Annotated in this window: 14 protein-coding genes; 12 read left to right on the top strand and 2 right to left on the bottom strand. The window is 71.7% G+C overall.

Annotated elements, in window-relative coordinates; translation table 11 throughout:
* The coding region (locus K6I34_RS14965; RefSeq protein WP_229326225.1) for an FAD-dependent monooxygenase at positions 1-1,557 on the bottom strand (1,557 nt) is incomplete at its 3' end.
* Between the two features lie 145 nt (positions 1,558-1,702).
* Between K6I34_RS14965 and K6I34_RS14960 the strand changes: the two genes are divergently transcribed.
* On the top strand, positions 1,703-2,557 hold the full coding sequence (locus K6I34_RS14960; RefSeq protein ID WP_229326223.1) for a helix-turn-helix transcriptional regulator: 855 nt from the start codon (positions 1,703-1,705) through the stop codon (positions 2,555-2,557).
* Here K6I34_RS14960 and K6I34_RS14955 read toward each other — a convergent pair.
* Positions 2,535-3,401, bottom strand: a complete 867-nt coding sequence (locus K6I34_RS14955) for an FAH family protein (protein ID WP_229326221.1) — start codon at positions 3,399-3,401, stop codon at positions 2,535-2,537. The two genes, K6I34_RS14960 and K6I34_RS14955, sit on opposite strands and share 23 nt — an antisense overlap.
* A gap of 517 nt (positions 3,402-3,918) precedes the next feature.
* On the opposite strand from K6I34_RS14955, the gene K6I34_RS14950 reads away from it, so the two are divergent.
* From K6I34_RS14950 to K6I34_RS14900, 11 genes are all read left to right on the top strand, one after another.
* Positions 3,919-5,166 carry an MFS transporter gene (locus K6I34_RS14950; RefSeq protein WP_229326220.1) on the top strand — a complete coding sequence of 416 codons (1,248 nt, stop codon included), beginning with the start codon at positions 3,919-3,921 and terminating at the stop codon, positions 5,164-5,166.
* Positions 5,167-5,275: 109 nt separating this feature from the next.
* A complete protein-coding gene (locus K6I34_RS14945; RefSeq protein WP_229326218.1) occupies positions 5,276-6,568 on the top strand; it encodes an acetyl-CoA carboxylase biotin carboxylase subunit family protein in 1,293 nt (430 codons plus the stop codon).
* Positions 6,569-6,658: 90 nt separating this feature from the next.
* On the top strand, positions 6,659-8,413 hold the full coding sequence (locus K6I34_RS14940; RefSeq protein WP_229326216.1) for a GH3 auxin-responsive promoter family protein: 1,755 nt from the start codon (positions 6,659-6,661) through the stop codon (positions 8,411-8,413).
* Positions 8,414-8,543: 130 nt separating this feature from the next.
* A complete protein-coding gene (locus K6I34_RS14935) occupies positions 8,544-9,398 on the top strand; it encodes an alpha/beta hydrolase (RefSeq protein ID WP_229326214.1) in 855 nt (284 codons plus the stop codon).
* Positions 9,395-10,657 carry an enolase C-terminal domain-like protein gene (locus tag K6I34_RS38665; RefSeq protein ID WP_229326212.1) on the top strand — a complete coding sequence of 421 codons (1,263 nt, stop codon included), beginning with the start codon at positions 9,395-9,397 and terminating at the stop codon, positions 10,655-10,657. Before K6I34_RS14935 ends, K6I34_RS38665 begins: the two co-directional genes overlap by 4 nt.
* On the top strand, positions 10,654-11,400 hold the full coding sequence (locus tag K6I34_RS14925) for an SDR family NAD(P)-dependent oxidoreductase (protein WP_229326210.1): 747 nt from the start codon (positions 10,654-10,656) through the stop codon (positions 11,398-11,400). The genes K6I34_RS38665 and K6I34_RS14925 overlap by 4 nt, the downstream gene beginning before the upstream one ends.
* Before the next feature lie 58 nt (positions 11,401-11,458).
* A complete protein-coding gene (locus tag K6I34_RS14920; protein ID WP_229326208.1) occupies positions 11,459-11,749 on the top strand; it encodes a YciI family protein in 291 nt (96 codons plus the stop codon).
* 86 nt (positions 11,750-11,835) lie between these two features.
* Complete coding sequence (locus K6I34_RS14915; protein WP_229326206.1) at positions 11,836-13,227, top strand: PLP-dependent aminotransferase family protein; 1,392 nt, start codon at positions 11,836-11,838, stop codon at positions 13,225-13,227.
* Positions 13,228-13,274: 47 nt separating this feature from the next.
* Positions 13,275-14,234 carry a TauD/TfdA family dioxygenase gene (locus K6I34_RS14910; protein WP_229326204.1) on the top strand — a complete coding sequence of 320 codons (960 nt, stop codon included), beginning with the start codon at positions 13,275-13,277 and terminating at the stop codon, positions 14,232-14,234.
* Positions 14,235-14,431: 197 nt separating this feature from the next.
* A complete protein-coding gene (locus K6I34_RS14905) occupies positions 14,432-15,514 on the top strand; it encodes an SDR family oxidoreductase (protein ID WP_229326202.1) in 1,083 nt (360 codons plus the stop codon).
* The coding region (locus tag K6I34_RS14900; protein ID WP_229326200.1) for a hypothetical protein at positions 15,511-16,308 on the top strand (798 nt) is incomplete at its 3' end. The genes K6I34_RS14905 and K6I34_RS14900, both read left to right, overlap by 4 nt.

Genomic DNA, 16,308 nt, shown 5'->3' with positions numbered 1-16,308 from the left:
GGGCCAGCGGGCCGCGATGTGGCCGTCGGGGCGGACGAGCAGTGCGCCGCTCTCGTCGAGGCCGCAGAGGCCGGTGTGCTCGGCGGGGAGAGGCTCGATACGCAGGGGCCATCGCTCGGTGGCGCGTCGCGTCTCGTTCAGCCAGCCGGTGGGGTCCGGGGTGAGCAGGGTGAACCACTCGCCGAAGGCGTCCAGTGCGGAGCGGTCCCGCGTGAGCCAGAGGTGCGGCATGCGGTGGCCCGGGGTCGCGGTGGGGACGTAGTCCGTGTCCGTGGCCGTGTCGGGGGGCTCCTGCGGGGTGGTTTCGTCGGGGAGGACCGCCTCCGAGCGGTATCCCACGCCCAGTACCAGGCCCAGTTGGGCGAAGTAGCGTTCCGACCAGGGGAGTTCTACGTTCGCCTGCGTCGGCTCGCCCGTCCGTAGCTGCTCGCGGCGGCGCTTCTGTACGTCCAGCAGGAGCTTGGTGTTGGCCACCGCCTGGTCGAGCGTCCGGTGGGCGACGGGGCTTCGCTCCGTCTCGTAAGTCTCCAACAGGCCGGGCCCCGCCCACCCCTGGAGCACGCCCGCCAGTTTCCAGCACAGGTTGTGCACATCGGCGATGCCCGCGTTCATGCCCAGGCCGCCGACGATGGGGACCGCGTGCGCGGCGTCCCCGGCCAGCAGGGTCCGGCCGTGGCGGAAGCGCTCGGCGACGAAGGCGTTCATCAGCCAGTGCTGGACGCGCAGTACGTCCACCCGTGGAGCGGCGGCAGCGCCGAGGGCGTGGGTGACGAGAGCGGCCCAGTCGGCGTGCGCGGCGTCCTCGGGGGTGGGGACGAACCAGGCCCAGCCCCCTTCGGGGTAGAGCGGGGCGAACATGCCGTGTGCCGTGAAGTAGACCCCGGCGGGCTGGTCGGCCGACCAGCGGTCGAGGTCGGCGTCGAACACGACGGTGGTGAAGCCGCCCATCGCCCCGGGGCCGGTGGTGCCGATTCCCAGCAGGTGCCGGACGGCGGAGTTCGCGCCGTCGGCGGCGAGGACGTAAGCGGCGCGGACGCGCGTCCGCGCACCGTCCCGGCGGTCCACGAGCGAGGCCGTCACGCCGTCGGCCTCCTCGGTCAGGCCGACGAGCTCGGTCCCGAACCGCACCGGCGCCTCCGCCGCGGCGAGCAGTGCGGGCTCCAGCCGGTCCTGCGAGGTGGCCACGCCGAGCACGGGGCTCTCGGCCACCGGCGCGTTGACCCCGACCATCGCCGCCGTGGCGAAGTCGTGGTCGAGCAGGGTGTCACGGAAGCGGATGCGGCCGTACTTCGGGGCGAACGCCCTGGCCGTGATCCCGGCCGCGATCCCGAGCCCGCGGAAGATCTCCATCGAGCGCACGTTGACCAGCCGGGACCGGGGAAAGGGCGACAGCTCGCCGTGCTTCTCCACGAGCAGCGACCGCACGCCCCAGCGCTCCAGCAGCGCGCGGGCGGTCAGCCCGACCGGGCCGCCACCGATGATCAGTACGGTCGGACCCGTCGCATCCGGCACATCCGCCGTCTCCGCTCCGGGCACGCCGACGGTCTGTACCGCCATGAGGCCAATTGTCCGCGTCCGACAGTCTCCCGCAACGGGCGCGCGCGCCCGCACATCGCGCCGTCGGCGCACACCCCGCTCATCGGCGGACCGATACGATCGACTTGCCTGGATGTTCTGGATGTTCTCAATAAAGGATTTCCCTGTGACGGCGGTCGACCCCAGCGGTGAGATGGTCACCGGCTCGGACCTGAAGGGCATACTCCTGCCGGACCTCCTGCGGGCGTGGCGCGCCGAAGCGGGCTCCAGGTCGGGGCGCGGCAAGCCGCTGTCGCAGAAGGAGATCGCCCGGCGCGCGGGGGTCAGCGAGCGGTGGTACCGGAACCTGGAGGGCGGCCAGCCGGTGTCGCTGGCCGGGGACGTGCTGGAGCGGCTCGGTTCGGCGCTCACCCTGGGCCCCGACGAGCGCATGGTGCTCTACACCCGGGCGTACGGCGGCGCCACCCCACCGGAACCGAACATCGAGGGCTCCGACGCCGACGCCCTGCGGGCGCTCGCGCACCTGGTGGAAGCGGCGGAGAAGTTCCCCCACTACCTGATCGACCACACCTGGGACGTCATCGCCCACAACCCCGCGATGGCCGCGTGGTTCCCCTGGGTCCGCGAGCCCTCGGCCAACCTCCTGCGGTGGGCGCTGACCAGCCCCGAGGCGCGGACGCAGCTGGTGGACTGGCGCCGGAACGCCGAGGTCTACCTGGGGCAGCTGCGGTTCGCGCTCGCGGGCAGGCCGAAGGACGCCGCCCTGCGCGGGCTGCTCGACGAGTTGCTGGCCGTTCCCGAGTGCCTGGAGATCTGGGACGAGGGCCCGCGCGTCGTCGCCCATCAGCAGCGGCACCGCTTCCGTCTGGAGCTCCCCCGGATCCGGCCCGAGCCGTTCGCTGTCACGTCCCAGGTGCTGCTCCCCGCCTATCTCCCCGGCATCCGTTACGTCGTGCTCGTACCGTCCGAAGACGGCGCGGACGACGCGACGGAGGAGTTCAAGGGCGTGCCGTCCACGTGAGCGGGTTGGCGAGCGTGACGCCGTGGCTCGCGAAGTCGAGGGTGACCCGGTCGCCGTCGGCCATCTCGTGTCCGGCGTGGAAGCTGCTGCGGTCGGCGCCGATGTACACGTAGTGCACCCGGCCGGGGCGGTGCAGGGCCTCGTAGGCCATGAGCGTCGCCATGATGGTGTCGAGGTCGTAGAACAGGGCGTCGGTGCCGGTGGTGAACGCGCCCTTCCAGACCACGTCCCCGTCCCGCTCGATCCTCGTCTCACCGGTGACCCGGGCCGGCGGCGGGCCGACGTGCAGTACGGGTGAGATCGCGGCGTCGCAGAGTTTGGCGTACGACAGGTGCCCGTTGTGCCGCTTGAAGCGGCCGATGTCGGTGACGTCGTTGCCGAAGCCGTGGCCCACGTAGACGGGTCTGCCGGTCCCCTCCTCCCCCACGTAGACGAGGACGACCTCCGCCTCCTCGCACACGGCGAGCGCGTCGCCCGGCACGGACAGCGGCTCGCCGGGCAGCTTCAGCGCGTCGCCGAGTCCCTTCACAAACCAGTTGGGCTGATCCGGAGTTGTGGCATCCGCTTTAACGTTGTGGGTCATCATGAAGCCGCCGACCAGGGCGTCGCCGACGTGTTCCGGCATCAGCGGGGGCAGCATCCGGACCCGGTTCCGGTCCGCGGACGGCACGTGCACCGGTGTCCGCCCGGCGGTCAGGGCCTCGATGTCGCCGCCCGACTTCCCCAGAAGTACGGCGAGTTGGTCACCGCCCAGGGCGTACAGCCGCAGATCCGCCCCGTCCTGCGGTACGCCGAGACCGAAGCAGCGCTCGTCCTCGTGGATGCATTCAAAGAGCACCGTCATGATGGATCGCCTCCCGGACGCATCACATGGGCATCGCATGGGCCGCTTGCACTGCCCCGGACAGTACGCCATACGGTGCGGCACTTTCTTGCCGCTTCAGGGCCCCTCGGGAACGGCGCGGGTGAACACACAAGTCCGCCGGTCACGAGGCCTTCGAGCGGCAAATCTTTACCTATTGACAGTCGGAGAAGGGCATTTGTAGCGTCCTACTCGGGGGGAAGCCACCAGCGTCACGTGCCGGTCTCCGGTGCCGCCGCGAATCACGCGGAAGTCGCGTGTCCGGCGCAACTGCGTTGCGCCGTAACGGTTTTCCGGCCGTAACGGTTTTCCGATGGCCCGGCTCGGCCGAACGGTAAAGCCGGGCGGAGAAGGCGGTTCAGCGGCCGATGTCGATATCGAGCCGACGGGGGATTCGCACGTCCGTGTTTCACGGCCGTGGCCTCCCGGCCGGTTCCGGTGGAGACGCGGGGGTGTGCGACCCGGGCCGGTCGATCAACACACACCAGGGGAACTGACGATGCGATTGTCCAAGGCGTTCTGGCTGCTGTGGTCGGGCCAGACCGCCAACCGCTTCGGCGTGCTGGTGCCCGCCTTCCTCGTCATCTACCTGGAACAGAACGAGATCTCCACGAAGGCCACCACTCCGGTCGTGCTCGCCCTGTTCGGCGCCGGTGTGGTCGTGGCCGGGCTCGTCGGCGGGGTCGTCGCCGACAGGTTCGGCGCCCGGCGGGTCATCATGACCGCGCAGCTCGGCGTCGTCGCCATCGCCTCCGCACTGGCCTTCGTCGACAACATCTATGTGATCGGCGCGTGCTCGCCGGTCGCCGGCCTGCTCACGGCGGTGGACCGGCCCGCCGCCGCGGGCCTGGTGACCGCGCTCGTGCCGAAGGACCACTTCACCAAGGCGTACAGCATCCTTCACGTGGGCTTCAACATCGGCGCGTCGCTGGGGCCGGTGCTGTCCGGGTTCGCCCTCGCCGCCTGGCCGCCCGCGCTGTTCCTGCTGTGGGCCGGTGCCGGTGTCCTCTACTTCGTCCTGGTCGCCGCGCTGCCGAAGGACCGGCTCGCGCAGCGGTCGGAGGGTACGGCCGAGCCGTGGTCCCCGCGCCGGGCGGTGGGCGACATGCTGGCGCCGTTCCGCAACCCCGTGCTGCTGGCGTTTCTCGGCCTGTCCTTCGTCCTGGCCTGCGTCTACCTCCAGTTCGAGGCCGCCCTGCCGCTGCACATGGACCACGAGGGCATCTCCCCGTCCACCATCGGCCTGGTCTTCGCGGTGAACGCGGTCCTCATGGTCGCCGCGCTGCCCTTCGTCCCGAAGGTCACCGAGCGGATGCGGGAGAACACCCCGCTGGTGATCGGCGCCGTTCTGGTGGCGATCGGATTCGGGCTCAACGCCCCGGCCCACAATGTGCCCTGGTTCGTGGGCGCGTTGGTCGTCTGGACGCTGGGCGAGGTCATCTACGTACCGATGGCCTCCACTTTCCTGGCCCGGCGCTCGCCGGAGGGGGCGGCCGGCACCTATCAGGGTTCCTTCTTCTTCGCCTGGAATCTCGGGCTGATCCTGGGCGGCCCGCTGGGCATCGTCATCGCCCGCCAATTCGGCTATCCGGCGCTGTGGACGGTGCTGGCGGCCGTCGGAATCGCGGTGGCGATCGGTTTCAAGGCGATGGCGAGAATTCCGCATTACGCGGACGTGCCGGGCGCGGCGGAACTCACACCCGCACCGGCAGCACCGGCGGCACCGGCCAGTGAGGCCGATGTGTGACGACGGGCGTCCCGGCCTGAACCGATAAAACAGCCCGCAAAGCACCTCTCAGCACAGCCCCACAAAGCACCTCGCAAAGCACCGCGCACCAAAGGGAAAAGGAAATTCCATGGAACGCATCGCGATCGTCGGCAGCCGGACTGACATGGCCCGACACGCCAAGGAGCTGGGCCTGGAGGTCGTGCTCGTCCACTCGCCGGGCAGCCGCCCCGACCGCGTCCGACAGTACGTGGACCTCATGATCGAGTGCCCGGTCGCCGACGCGGAGGCCGTGCTCGACGTCCTGGCCCCGCTGCACCGCGAGCGCCCCTTCCGCCGCGTCCTGGCCCCCGGTGAGGACGCCGTGCTCACGGCGGCCGTGGTCAGCGAGAAGCTCGGCATCCCGGGCAACAGCGTGGAGACCGTCGTCGCCATCAAGAACAAGGTGCTGACCCGGCAGGCCATGGACCGCGTCGGCATCAGCCCGGTGCTGCACCGCACCGTGGCGAGCGAGGCCGAGCTCCTCGCCTTCCTGGCCGAGGTGAACGGAAAGATCATCCTCAAGCCGATCGACAGCACGGGCAGCCTCTCCACCCTGCCGATCGAGGACGCGGAGCAGGCGCGCCGCGCCTGGGGACTGTACGTCGCGGACGGGCACACCGAGGGCCTGGTGGAGGAGTTCCTGGAGGGGCCCGAGGTGACCCTGGAGTCGTTCTCCGTCGCCGGGAAGCACCACCCGGTCGGGATCGACGAGTACCTCAAGCACCCCGACCAGGTGGTCGAGATCGGCGACCTGTTCCCCGGCCGGGTCTCCGAGGAGAACCGGAACGAGATGGTCCGGCTCACCTCCGCGCTGCTGGACGCCGTCGGCCTCCTCGAAGGCCCGTCGCACACCGAGTTCATCCTCACGGACAAGGGGCCGCGCGTCCTGGAGACGCACTGCCGCATCGGCGGCGGCGCCATCAACGAACTGGTCAAGCGCGCCTACGGCGTCGACCTGTCCCGGCTCCAGGTGTCCGTGCCGCTCGGCCTGGAGACGTTCACCCCGCACGCGCTGGACTCCGGCAAGGGCGCGGCCATGATCTTCTTCATGCCGAAGCCGGGCCGCGTGACGCGGATCTCCGGCCTCGACGCCCTCGAAACCCTCGGCGTCCCCGTGCATCGGATGCCGGTCGAGAAGGCCTGGACCGGGCTGGTCGGCCTCGACCCGATCCGGCACGCCGAGGTGGGCGTCAACCTGTGCCTGGAGGTCGGCGAGATCGCCCACCCCGTCCGCAACAACTGGGAGCTCCTCATGGGCTTCGTGATCGCCAACGGCGAGGACGCGGACCGGGCGGCGGCACGCGCGGAGGAGGTCATGGCCGCGATCACGATCGAGACCGAGCCGATCGAGACCGAGCCGGTGGACGGCATACCGGCCTGAACGCGCGGCGCACGGCGCACGGCGCACGTTCTGCCTGAACGCGCGGCGCACCGCACCGCGGCAACGCTGAACACATGGGGGGTAAGGGACATGAGCACCGACGTCTCGCCGGTGTCCGGAACAGCCGTACAGCCCGGAACAGCGGTACAGAACAGCACGACATTCACCAGGCGGCAGGCGGTCAACTCCTCCGTCGTCACCGGCGCGTTCCTGGACCGGGCGAGAACGGCTCTGGAGCGGCAGCGCGCGATCTGCGCGGCACCGCAGGAGCACTCCGACCGGGTCTTCAAGGACATCCTCGACCAGGCCGAGGGCACCTACTTCGGCAAGAAGCACGGGCTGAGCGCGGTCCGCACCCTGGCGGACTGGAAGAAGGCCGTCCCCGTGCGCTGCTACCCGGCCTTCGAGCCGTACATCCAGAAGCTCCTCGACGGCGACAGCAACGTGCTGACCCGCAGCGATCCCTACGCCTTCCTGAAGACCTCGGGGTCCAGCGGCAAGCCGAAGCTCATCCCCACCACCCGCCACTGGCGCAACCTCTACCGCGGCCGGGCGCTGTACGCGCAGTGGGGGCTCTACTTCGAGAGCATCGGCTACGAGCGCTCGCGCGGCGCCGCCGTGCTCGACCTGTCCTGGGAGCGCACCGCCTCGATCGATCCCGTGGGCGACTTCCCCAGTTACTCGATCTCCCAGCGGCCCGCCTCCGTCAGCAGCGTCGACTGGACGCCGCCGTGGTACGAGGAGGACTGGTTCCAGGGTGTCGAGGACGAGGACTACAAGACCGGCCTCTACCGCAAGCTGCGGCTGCTGGCCTCCTCGGACGTCCGGATCGTCGTCGCGCTCAACCCGTCGAAGATCGTCGGCCTGGCCGAGCAGCTCGCCGAGCGCTCCGGGGACCTGATCGCCGACCTGCGCCACGGCACGCTCGACGGCCTGCCGTGCGGGGACCCCGACCCGGCCCGGGCGGCCGGGCTGGAGGCCGCGCGCCGGGCGAACGGGGGCGGCCTGCGCATCGCCGACCTGTGGCCGGACCTGTCGCTGGTCGTGTCGTGGAACTCGGCTTCCGCCGCGCTCTACCGGCCGTGGCTGGAGGAGGTCACGCCGGGCGTGCCGAAGCTGCCGTTCAGTGCCACGGGCACGGAGGGCATCGTGACCATCCCGGTGGACGCCCACGACTCGGCCGGTCCGCTGGCGATCGACCTGGGCCTGTACGAGTTCGTACCGGCCGACGACCGCGACGACGACGCGGACCTGGAGCCGGACGTCGAGACCGTCGGCTACCGGGACCTCGACGTCGGCCGGACGTACAACGTCGTCATGAGCCAGGCCAACGGCCTGTACCGGTACGACCTCGGCGACCGCTACACGGTGGTGGACCGGGTCGGCGAGGTGCCGCGGATGGCGTTCGCCGGGCGCAGCGGCTTCGGCAGCTCGTTCACCGGCGAGAAGCTCACCGAGGAGGACGTGCACAACGCGGTACGGCTCGGCCTGGGCGACGACTGGCGGTTCCGGCCGCTGTTCACCTGCATCCCGGTGTGGAACACACCGCCCGGCTACACGCTGGCGATCGAGTGGCCGGAGGAGCTCGCGTCGACGCCCGAGCGGTTCGCGGAGCGGGTCGAGGCGCAGCTGCAGCGGCTCAACATCGAGTACGCGGAGAAACGGCGCACCGAGCGGCTCACCCCGATGCGGGTGCTGGCCGTCCGGCCGGGGACGTTCGCGGCGATCGACCAGCGCAGGCAGCGCGAGGGGGCCTCGCCGGCCCAGCTCAAGCATTACTGGATCCAGCGGAACGGGGATCTGCTGCGGTACTTCGACGACGGCGCCCACTGGGGTGCCTCGTAAGCCGCGTTGGCGGCTGCTGGTCCGTTGTGGCTGGTCGCGCCCACGCGGCGGAGCCGCAGATCGATGCAGCCCCGCGCCCCTTGCAGGGCGCCTTCGTAACGGAATTGCTCAATTGGGGGGTTGAACTCCGTTGTACCCACAGGACATTCATCAGATATCCGAACTCACGGCAACCGACGGGACAGGGCTCGCCCTGCATCGCTGGGCCCCGCAGGGCGACGCGCGCGGCGTGTTGTTCTACGTGCACGGCATACAGAGCCACGCCGGCTGGCTCTTCGAGACCGGGCCCGAGCTCGCCGCGCGCGGGGTCGTCGGGTACGCGCTGGACCGCCGCGGCTCGGGCCTGAGCGGTGGCGGGAGGGGCGACCTGGCCTCGGCCGAGGCGCTCCTGGACGACTACCGGCTGGGCCTGGACGCGGCGCGGCGGGAGCACCCGGGCCTGCCGGTCACGGTCCTGGGGCAGAGCTTCGGCGGCAGTGTCGTCGCGGGTCTGGCCGCGACGGGCGGCGGGCTCGACGTGGCCACGGTCGTCTACTGCACGCCCGCCCTGGGCCAGCAGCGGGCGCGCTTCGGCTCCGTCGGCCTGGCGGCTGTACGGCAGTTGTCCGGCCAGGACCGCGCGCCCATCGCGCTGGAGGACGAGGACTACACCGGCGAGGCCCGCTATCTGGAGTTCATGGCGAACGACCGGCTGATGCTGCGCCAGATCACCGATCGCACCAGGGCCACCATGGTCGCCCTGGAGGACTCCTACGCGGAGCTGCCGGTGCCCGTGTCGCCGGGCGCGGACGTCCACTTCGTACGCGCCGAGCGCGACCCGATCATCGATCTGGACGTCTCGGAGAAGACGTTGCGCGCTCTGCACGCCGACTTCACCACCACGTCCTTCGCGGCCCGGCACCACTACATCGAGTTCTCCCCCGCCCGGCGGGACTACTGGGACTGGCTGGCGGGAATCGCCGGACCGGCCGGGGCGCGGTCGTGATCACCGGCGTACGGGTGGCCCCGGTCGCCCTGCCGATGGGGCGGCCCTTCGTGCACGCCGGGAAGGCGCGCGCGGCCACCGCCTCGGTGCTGGTGTCGCTGACCGCCGCCGGGCACGAGGGCTGGGGCGAGGGCGCTCCCCGGGAGTACGTCACCGGGGAGTCCGTGACCGGCGCGGTCGAGGCGCTCCGGGCGTTCGGGCCGCGGTGGCTGAACCGGCTCGTCGACGTCACCGACCTGGACGCGGCGCTGCGCGCGCTGGCCACGCTGGACCTTCCCGCCCTGGTCGGCGGCGACCGGCCGATGCCCGCCGCTGCGGCCGCGCTGGAGCTCGCCCTGTTCGACCTGGTCTGCAAGGTGCACGGTGTGTCGGGCGCGGAGGCACTGCGGCGGGCATCGGTCCTGGCGGACCCGACAGCCCCGGCGGACCCGACAGCCCCGGCGTGCCTCGTGGACGCGCTCGCCGAGCGGCCCGGGCCGGTCGCCGTGTCCTACGTCCTGGACATGGCCAAGGACCCGGAGGCCGCGGTGGAGCGGCTGGACGCCGAGGCCCTGCGGTCGGTCCGGCACATCAAGCTGAAGGCCACCAAGGACGTCGACGACTGCGTCCGGCGGGTCGCCCACGTACGGGAACGGTTCGGCCCCGACGCCACCCTGTCGGTCGACGTCAACGGCGACTGGGACCGCGCGACCGCGCTGCGGGCGGCGCACGCGCTGCGGCCCCTGGGCATCGCCTGGTTCGAGGAGCCGGTGGCGCCCCGCGACTGGCCCGCGATGCGGGCGATCCGCGAGGAGGGCGGCGTCCCGGTGATGCTCGACGAGTCCTGCTGGGGGCCCGGCGACCTCGACACCGCCGCCCGCCTGCGGGCCGCCGACCTGGTCAACGCGCGCGTCAGCAAGTGCGGCGGCGTCTTCCCGACGCTGCGGCTGATCCGGCACGCCCGGCGGCTGGGTCTCGGCGCGCAACTCGGCGTGCACGTCGGCGAGATCGGCCCGCTGTGGGCCGCGGCCCGGCTGCTGTCCTGCTCGGTGGGCGGGCTGGCCACCGTGGAGGCGGGCAAGCAGGACGAGTGGTTCCCTACCGCACTGACCGAACCGCCCTACCGGGTGGACCGGAAGCACTACCTGGCCCACCCGCTGGACGGTACGGGCCTCGGGGTGGCCCCGAGCCCGGCGCTGCGGGATGCCTGCCACTGGACGGTGGCGGACGACCGGGCGCACTCGACGAACGGCAGCAACAGCACAGGAGAGCTGACATGACGAAGCGCACTGCCCTGCTCATCGGCGCAGCGGGCGGAATCCTCCAGGAGGTCGCACGGGGGCTCGCCGCGGAAGGCCACACCCTCGTCCTCTTCGACAAGAACGAGGAAGCGGTGAACCGCCTCGCCGGGGAACTCGCCGCGCAGACGAAGACCGAGGCCGTGGTCGGTGACATCACCGACATCCCGGCCGCCGAGCGGCAGCTGACCGGCATCGTCGAGCGGCACGCGCCGTCGATCCTCGTCAACGGCGTCGGCGGGGACACCCGCGTGATCGGTTACGCGGACCTGACCACCGGCCACTTCGACGAGACGTACCTGGAGAACGTGGTCAGCACCTGGGTCGCCATCAAGGTGTGCGCGCCCCGCATGGCGGCCGACGGCTACGGCCGCATCGTCAACTTCGCGTCGGCGGGCGGGCGTACGTACAGCCACTTCAACAACGCGGCCTATGTGGGCGCGAAGGCGGCGGTCATCGGCATGACCAAGCAGATCGCCTACGAGCTCGCGGGCAGCGGCGTGGTGGCGAACGTGGTCGCCCACGGGCCCGTCGCGACCGCCCGGGTGGCCGGCGCCTTCGAGCGCCGCGACGAGGAGTCGAAGAGGACCGTGCTCTCCCGGCTGCCCATGGGGCGCTACGGCACGGTCGCCGAGGCCGCGGGCAGCGTGCTCCACCTGTGCTCCGAGAGCGCCGGCTACTCCACGGGCGCGGTGATCGACATCAACGGCGGCCTGTACATGTGACCCGGCCCGCCCAGGACCGCCCGCTTCCACCCGTCCATCCACCATCGAGGAGATCTCCGTGCCGGTATTTGTCGTCGAGTTCACGTACAACGTGGACCGCGAGGAGCGCGAGAAGGCGCACGCGGACCACGCGGACTATCTGAAGGGCCTGACCGACAGCGGCGTGCTGCTGGCGGCGGGGCCGCTGGCGGACGCGAACGCCGGGCTGCTCGTGTACGCGCTCCCGGACCGCGCCGCGCTGGACGAGGTGCTCCACGAGGAGCCGTACGCCAAGGCCGGGTTCATCGCCGCGACGCGGGTGCGCGAGTGGCGCCCGGGCAAGGGCGTCTGGGCCGCGGGCCGGGCCTGACCGCGACGGCGCCGCCGTCGGCATATCGCAGCACCTCAGCCAGGTACGCCACTGAAAGCCAGTGAAAGCCACCGAAAGAGAGAGCAATGAGCGCATCGATCGTGGAGCCGACGACCGGGGAGCCGGCCGGCGCCCCTGAGCGCGGCATCAGCGGCAGCACCGGAGCCGACGGGCACGTGTCCTTCTCCCTCGACCAGCTGCACCCGTCCGTCGCCGACCCGCGGATGGACTCGATGCGGCTGCTGAGCGAGACCGTGATGACGTTCCCCGACGCGATCTCGTTCTCCAACGGCGCGCCGTTCGACGGCACCCACGACGTCGGCAGGCTGTCCTTCTACCTGGACCGCTATCTCGGACACCTGCGGGACAGCGGGGTCCCGGAGAAGAAGATCTCCCGGCTGATGTTCCAGTACGGCCCGGTGAACGGCTTCATCCAGAACGAGGTGGTGCGCAACCTCAAGCAGGACGAAGGCATCGACGTCGCCCCCGAGGCCGTCATGATCACCAATGGTGCCCAGGAGGCCATGGTGATCGCCCTGCGCGCCCTGTTCACCTCGCCGGACCAGGTGCTGCTGACCGTGTCGCCCACGTACGTCGGCATCGTGGGGGCCGCCAAGACCCTCGGCATCCCGCTGCGCGGCGTGCTGGAGGGCCCGGACGGCCTGGACCCGGAGGCGGTCGCCGAGGCCGTGCGCGCCGTGCGGGCCGAGGGCAAGCGGGCGGTGGCGCTGTATCTGATCCCCGACTTCTCCAACCCGTCGGGCGCGTCGCTGCCGCTGAAGGCGCGCGAGGAGCTGCTGGCGGTCGCCGCCCGCGAGGAACTGATCGTCCTGGAGGACAACCCGTACGGGCTGTTCGGCCGCGAGGGGCAGGAGCTTCCCACACTCAAGTCCCTTGACACCAGGCACAATGTGATCTATCTGGGGTCGTACTCCAAGACCGCGTTCCCCGGCGTGCGGGTCGGTTTCCTGGTCGCCGACCAGCCGGTCACCGGCCCGAACGGCACCACCCGGCCGCTGGCCGCGGAGCTGTCGAAGACCAAGAGCTTCCTCAGCGTGGAGAGTTCCTCGGTCGCCCAGGCGGTGATCGGCGGCATTCTCGTCGACGCCGACTACGACCTCCGCAGCGCCAGCCGTGCGACGGCGGACGTGTACCAGGAGCGCCTGCGGGCCGTTCTCGACGCGCTCGCCGAGCGCTTCCCGGCCGAGGAGCACGACGCGCACGGGGTCAGCTGGAACGTACCGGGCGGCGGCTTCTTCCTGATGGTGCGGGTCGGCTTCGAGGCGGACCTCGCGGCCATGGAACGCTCCGCCCGCGACTACGGCGTCAGCTGGGCGCCGATGAGCATGTTCTACGTCGACGGAGGCGGCGACCGGGTGATCCGCCTGGGCTTCAGCAATCTGTCCGTCCCGGACATCCGCGAGGGCATCGCCCGGCTCGCGCGCTTCATCGAGGACACGCCGCGCACCGACCGGTGACCGGCGCCCGTCCGCAGACCGACCACACCGAGGATTGAGCAGCAGCCATGGACTCCCAGAGCATTTTCGTACTGACCGACGAGGAGCGCGCGCGGGTCGGCGAGGTCGCCGATCTGCTGGCCGCAGCGCAGCCCGCCGAGATCGACCACCCGGACTGGATGAGCGCGGGCCGCGACCTGTCCGTCACACTCCCCGCCCGCCTCGCCGCCCGCATCCGGCAGTACCGCCACGACCCCGGCCCGGACGGCAGCCTCCTGATACGCAACCTTCCTGTGCGCGAGGCCGAACTGCCCGACACCCCGCAGGTCCTGGGCTCGGTGGAGAAGGTGCCCGGCCACTCCTCCTCGGTCATCACGCTGACCACGCTCCAGCTCGGCGAGATCATCGCCTACCGCAACGAGAAGTCCGGCGCGCTGGTGCAGAACGTGGTGCCGGTGCCCGGCCAGGAGGCCGAGCAGAACAACGCCGGTTCCAAGCGGCTGGGCATGCACGTGGAGAACACGTTCCACGACAACCGCCCCGACTACGTGGCGCTGTTCTGCGTGCGCGCCGACCACGACAGGGTCGCGGAGCTCCAGGTGACCTCGGTGCGCCGGGCGCTGGCCCTGCTCTCCGAGACGGACCGCGCGGTGCTGGCCGAGCCGCGCTACGTGACGCCGCCGCCGTCCTCGTTCCCCACGCGGACCGCGTCCGAGCCGCACGCGCTGCTGATCGGCGCCGAGGACGACCCGAACGTACGCGCCGACTTCATCAGCACCGAACCCCTGGACGAGGAGGCCGGGCGGGCCAAGGACGCTCTGGAGGAGGCCTTCGCGAAGGTGGTGCAGGGCATCAAGCTGGTCCCCGGCGACCTGGCGATCGTCAACAACCACCTGGTGCTGCACGGCCGCTCCCACTTCACGCCCCGCTACGACGGCAAGGACCGCTGGCTGCACCGGACGTTCGTCCAGCTCGACCACCGCCGCTCGCGCGCGGTCCGCCAGGGCAACGGCAACGTCCTGGACTGACCCGCCCTGTCGCCGTTCCGGTGTCGTCATGACCTCGTCCTGTCCCCCGGTCCTGTCCCCCGGTTGTGGGCCATCGGGGGACAGGACGGCCAGTCGGTTCACTCGGACTGATGACGGATCGCCATAGCCGGTCATTTCTCCTAGTAGCGTGCCTTTCGCTCTGAACGAGGAGATATCACCCATTTCAGGAGTGATCGGTGATTTTGGTGACGGGTGCCACCGGACATCTCGGGGCCAACCTGGTGCGTCGGCTGCTGCGTGACGGCGAGGACGTACGGGTGCTCCTCCGCGGCGACGTCCACGCGCGGACCCCCGCGCTGGACGGGCTCGCCGTCCACCGGGTCGGCGGCGACGTGCGCGACGCGCGGTCCGTCGCCCGCGCGGTGGACGGCTGCGACCGGGTCTTCCACTGCGCGGCCCTCAAGACCCCCGCCGACGGCGGGAAGCGCGAGATCCACCGCACGAACGTCGTCGGGACGCGCAACGTCCTGGACGCCGCCCTGCGGCACGGAGTGGAGCGCGTGGTCGTCACCGGCTCCTTCGGCGCCACGGGCGAGACCAGGGGCAGGCCGAGCACCGAGGACGTCCCGTACGACCCCTTCCGGCGGCACACACCGTACGCCACGAGCAAGGCGTTCGCGGAGCACGAGTGCCTGCGCGCGGCGGCCGCCGGGCTGGACGTGGTGATCGCCGCCTCGACGGCCATCATCGGCCCGCACGACTACGCGCCGTCCCGCGCGGGCCGCGCGCTGCTCGACTTCGCGCACGGACGGCTGCTGGCGTACCCGCCGGGCGGCTTCGAGTTCGTCTCCGTCGACGACCTGGTGGAGGGCCACCTCCTGGCGATGCGCCACGGGCGGCCCGGCCGCAAGTACCTGCTGTCCACCCGGTTCATGACCATGGACGCGCTGATGGACCTCTTCGCCGACGTCACGGGACGCCCCAGGCCCCCGCTGCGCGTGCCGGGCCCGCTGATGGCCGGGGCCGCCGAGGTGCTGCACGGGCTGGCGCGGGCGGTGGCCCCGCACCGCGAACCGCGCTTCTCCCCGGCGGCCGTCCGCTTCCTGCGCGCGGAGCGCAAGGCCGACTGCTCCAGGGCCAGGGCCGAACTCGGCTACCGGCCCACCAGCGTCGCCACCGCCGTCGAGCAGGCCCACGCGTGCTTCGCGCGACGCGGGCTGCTCCCCGGGCGGCACCCCCGTGTCGTCCCCCCGCGCAGACCGTCGAGCGCTCCCCTGCCCGCGGCCGCCGCACAGCGCCTCCCGAAGGAGGAGCCATGACCGACACGACGCTGCCCACCGCCACGGGGCGCCCGCTGCCCTTCCACACCGCCCCCGGCACGGCCCACCGGCGCGCGATCGACCGGCTGCTCACGGAGCAGCAGGGCGACGGCTGCTGGGAGGGCGAGATGGTGGGGAACACCGCGGCCCTGTCCCAGTACGTCATCGTGGCCCGCGTCATCGGCCGGATGCCGGACCACGCGGAGCGCGAGGCGATGATCCGGCACTACCGCACCACCGAAGTGCCCGGCGGGGGCTGGGCGCTGCACCCCGAGGCGCCCGCGTCGATGTACTGCACCGCGCTCGGCTACGTCGCGCTGCGCCTGCTCGGCATGGGCGCCACCGACTCACTGTGCGCGCGGTCGGCACGGTGGATGCGCGCACAGCCCGAGGGGGTGACCGCGATCCCCACCTGGGGCAAGTTCTGGCTGGCCCTGGCCGGGCTGTACAGCCACCGGGGCGTCAATCCCGTACCGCCCGAACTCTTCCTCGCGCCGCGCCGCCTGCCGCTGCACCCCAATCGCCTGCAGTGCCACGCCCGCTCGCTCTACCAGGCCGCGGCCTATCTGCACGGCCGCCGCTTCGCCGCGGACCTCGGCCCGCTCGGCGCGCGGCTGCGGTGCGAGCTGTTCGGCACCGACGCCATGCCGACCGCGCGGCGGGCGGCCGGCCCGGACGTCCGCGTACCGCCCGGCAGGCTGCTGCGCACCGCGCACGCCGCGGCCCGGCTCTACGAGCGCCGCCCGGCCCGGCGGCGGCGCGAGCGCGCCCTGGAGGTCTGCCTCCGGCGGGTC

Source organism: Streptomyces sp. UNOC14_S4 (genome assembly GCF_020740835.1).
Classification (GTDB): domain Bacteria; phylum Actinomycetota; class Actinomycetes; order Streptomycetales; family Streptomycetaceae; genus Streptomyces.
Note: the sequence above shows the minus strand (reverse complement) of the source record. Positions and strands in the feature narration are given on the sequence as shown.

Excerpts from the sequence above, each read along its gene's own strand:
- K6I34_RS14955 (WP_229326221.1), bottom strand. The coding sequence starts at position 3,401 with ATGACGGTGCTCTTTGAATGCATCCACGAGGACGAGCGCTGCTTCGGT.
- K6I34_RS14950 (WP_229326220.1), top strand. The coding sequence starts at position 3,919 with ATGCGATTGTCCAAGGCGTTCTGGCTGCTGTGGTCGGGCCAGACCGCC.
- K6I34_RS14945 (WP_229326218.1), top strand. The coding sequence starts at position 5,276 with ATGGAACGCATCGCGATCGTCGGCAGCCGGACTGACATGGCCCGACAC.
- K6I34_RS14940 (WP_229326216.1), top strand. The coding sequence starts at position 6,659 with ATGAGCACCGACGTCTCGCCGGTGTCCGGAACAGCCGTACAGCCCGGA.
- K6I34_RS14925 (WP_229326210.1), top strand. The coding sequence starts at position 10,654 with ATGACGAAGCGCACTGCCCTGCTCATCGGCGCAGCGGGCGGAATCCTC.
- K6I34_RS14915 (WP_229326206.1), top strand. The coding sequence starts at position 11,836 with ATGAGCGCATCGATCGTGGAGCCGACGACCGGGGAGCCGGCCGGCGCC.
- K6I34_RS14910 (WP_229326204.1), top strand. The coding sequence starts at position 13,275 with ATGGACTCCCAGAGCATTTTCGTACTGACCGACGAGGAGCGCGCGCGG.